General features: G+C 37.7%; 3 protein-coding genes. All 3 read right to left on the reverse strand.

The features are described from left to right. Nucleotides 1–483 (reverse strand): SDR family NAD(P)-dependent oxidoreductase (locus AC1DSB_RS17065; RefSeq protein ID WP_477587185.1); only part of this gene is annotated, 483 nt, incomplete at its 3' end. Next, complete coding sequence (yfmH, locus tag AC1DSB_RS17070) at nt 480–1,784, reverse strand: EF-P 5-aminopentanol modification-associated protein YfmH (protein WP_477531784.1); 1,305 nt, start codon at nt 1,782–1,784, stop codon at nt 480–482. The genes yfmH and AC1DSB_RS17065, both read right to left, overlap by 4 nt. After that, nucleotides 1,765–3,057, reverse strand: coding sequence for an EF-P 5-aminopentanol modification-associated protein YfmF (yfmF, locus tag AC1DSB_RS17075; protein WP_477531783.1), 1,293 nt, complete (start codon nt 3,055–3,057; stop codon nt 1,765–1,767). Before yfmF ends, yfmH begins: the two co-directional genes overlap by 20 nt. Nucleotides 3,058–3,114 lie beyond the last annotated feature (57 nt).

Here is a 3,114-nt window from a genome sequence, read left to right on the forward strand (position 1 = left end):
TACGAAAGCATGCTGCGCACCTTTGACGGCTGAATAAACAGTTTCTCCAGCCGCTCCAGTTTCTCCCCATATCGAGCCGATAAAGGTGATATAAGACCGGTCGTGCCGTCTTAATTTAGGAGCTAGCTGACCGATGATTGTCATAGGTGCTTGCACATGCGTTCGCCACACCATTTCCATTTCTCGGGGTGTAGTCTCTTCAAGTAATTTATACAAAGCCTGACCAGATGCAAAGACAATCGTTTGAACTTCAAAAAGTTGTGTACAAATAAAATGGATTGCTTTATTGTCAGCAAGGTCTCCTTGAATGACATGAAATTCTTGGTTCGGATAAAGATCTTGTAAATGTGATATTAATTGATCAATGGACTGTTTGTTTTCATTGAAATGTAAATACAAACTCCAGCCATGTTTGGACATGTCATATGCAATTGCTTGCCCTATTTCACCCGATGCCCCAAAAATGCAGGCAAATTTCTTCATGATGCCGATTGCTCTTTCTTCGGAAGAACAGAAAATACAGTCTGTTGTTCTTCACCTTGTATGGATTTGAAAGCTTGTTGCAAGTCCTCAACAGTCATCTTCTCAAGAGAAGGAACAGCATCAAATAAATCCATATCATTAAATGCGTAACGAGTAAATTGGTTCGCAATAAATTCCACTGAATTTAAGGCACGAAGGAAATATCCAATCTTTTTCTTGCGGACACGGTCTAAATCGCTTTGTCCAAATGGCCATTTCTCTTCAACTTTTTTCAGTTCTTTTTTAATTGCTTCAATTAATTCTTTCGGCATTGAAGTGTCTGATCCAATCAAAGCAAAGCCATAGCCTTTTTCCAATGTGAAATCAAAAGCATACGATTCATCGATCCAGCCTTTTTCATAGGCTTCCACATAGAAGTCCGAAGATCGGCCAAAAATCAATTCCAATGCAAGTTGAATCCCCATCTCGTGTTTCATCATGGCATCGCCTTGCAGAGAAGTTTCTTTCGCTTTTAGTCCAATATATACTTTTGGTTTCTGAACATCCATTAACAATTTATTTTCATGTTTTGCAACTTCCAACGGTTCTTCAGGAAAAGCACGTTGGATCGGTTGTGGTTCGGCAAATTCTTTTTTAGACTGATTTTCTCGGATATAAGTCATCATTTTTTCCGGATCTACTGCGCCAACAACGAACAATAACATATTTGACGGATGGTAGAACGTTTCATAACAAGTATATAAATGCTCAGCAGTAATTTTATCAATCGAATCGATTGTTCCTGCAATATCGATTTTCACCGGATGATCTTTGTACATATTTTCAATAGTGCCAAAATACAATCGCCAGTCAGGTTGATCATCATACATCGTGATTTCTTGACCGATAATCCCTTTTTCTTTTTCAACAGTTGCTTGTGTGAAGTAAGGCTCCTGCACAAAATTCAAGAGCGTTTCCGTGTTTTCATACAAGTGATCCGTTGAGGAAAATAAATACGCTGTACGGGTAAAGGAAGTAAATGCATTGGCAGATGCCCCATATCCACTAAATTTCTGGAATACGTCGCCGTCTTCTTTTTCAAACATTTTATGTTCCAGGAAATGAGCAATTCCATCCGGGACAGTAATTTGCTCTGACTCTCCTAACGGCACGAAAGTACGATCAATTGCCCCATATTTTGTTGTAAAGGTCACAAATGTTTTCGAGAAGCCTTTTTTAGGCAAGATATATACTTCCAGACCATTATTCATTTTTTCATGGTACATTTTTTCATCCAATTGTTTAAAGTGAAGCTCCTTCATGCGACAGCTCCTCCTTTCCAGACAAGAAATAAACAAGTTCTTTATTAATTGATTTTGCCATTTCCTGAATATCTTCTTTCGTGACTGATGTCCACTTTTCAACCCATGAATCAACTGAGAATTTTTCATCAAGGTCTTTGTATTGATCATAAATCTCGATTTGTCCTCGAGCAGAATCAAGCGCTTCTTTTAATTGATTCTTCAACATGGCAACAGTTTGATCGATTTCATTTTTTGAAATCTCCCCATTTTTCATTGCCTCCAATTGTTCATCAATTAAACGCACCGCTTTTTCTTGTTTACTCGCATCAATTCCAGCAAGAACAAATACTAATCCATATGCTGAAGAGAATGAACTTGACACATAATAAGCCATGCTTTCTTTTTCACGAACGTTCAGGAACAACTTCGCATGAGGATATCCACCGAAAATGCCATTCGTAATTTGCATTTTTGGAAAATCAGGATGCGTAAACGTAACTGGTGTACTGTAACCAATATGCAATTTCCCTTGCTTCATTTCTTGTTGTTCGTTGACTTTATCTTTCTCAGCGGTTTTATGCTCAATATTTTCATGAACATTTTTTTGCTTTTTAGATCGTGCTTTGAAAGGAAATGCTTGTTTCAGCTTGGCAGTCATTTCTTCTACATCCACGTCACCCACAACATAAATATCCAACTCATCTTCTTCAAGCATTTTCTTGTAGGCTTTAAATAAGGATTCCTTGGTAATCGCATTAACATCATTGATAGTCCCGTTTGCACCAATAGAAGCTGGGTGATTTGGTCGCATTAATTCAACCAGTCGCTGTTGTGCATATCGTGTTTTATCATCGTATATTGACTCAATACGTTGAATGACTGTATCTTTTTCACGTGTTACAATCGATTCTTTGAACGTTCCCTGCTCCAGATTTGGGCTGAAAAGAACCGTTTGCATAAGATTAATTACTTGATCCAACACTCCGCCAGTAGACAAATATTGATCATTGACAGACTCAGCAAGCAAAGTGACGGAATGATCACTCCCCTTTTTGCTTGAGTCTAAATACATAATCGTCCCGTAAAGCTCATCTAAATGGCTTCGGAAAGCTGAATTGGATGGAAAAAGCTCATTACTATGCAATAATACATTTGAAAGTACTGAACGTTCTGATGCAGATTGATTAGTCAATAATTGTTTGAATTTAAACGAAAAGTTTACAGTTTTAAATTGATCTGTAGGCCTAATATGTAGATGGATGCCTTGTTGTAACTCGATTGTTTGAAACATCGAAATCCCTCCTATTTCATTAATATGCCATACCATATCTTTCACTATACATGGTGC

Source organism: Paenisporosarcina sp. P4_E4_2 (assembly GCF_056401595.1).

Excerpts from the sequence above, each read along its gene's own strand:
- yfmH (WP_477531784.1), bottom strand. The coding sequence starts at position 1,784 with ATGAAGGAGCTTCACTTTAAACAATTGGATGAAAAAATGTACCATGAA.
- yfmF (WP_477531783.1), bottom strand. The coding sequence starts at position 3,057 with ATGTTTCAAACAATCGAGTTACAACAAGGCATCCATCTACATATTAGG.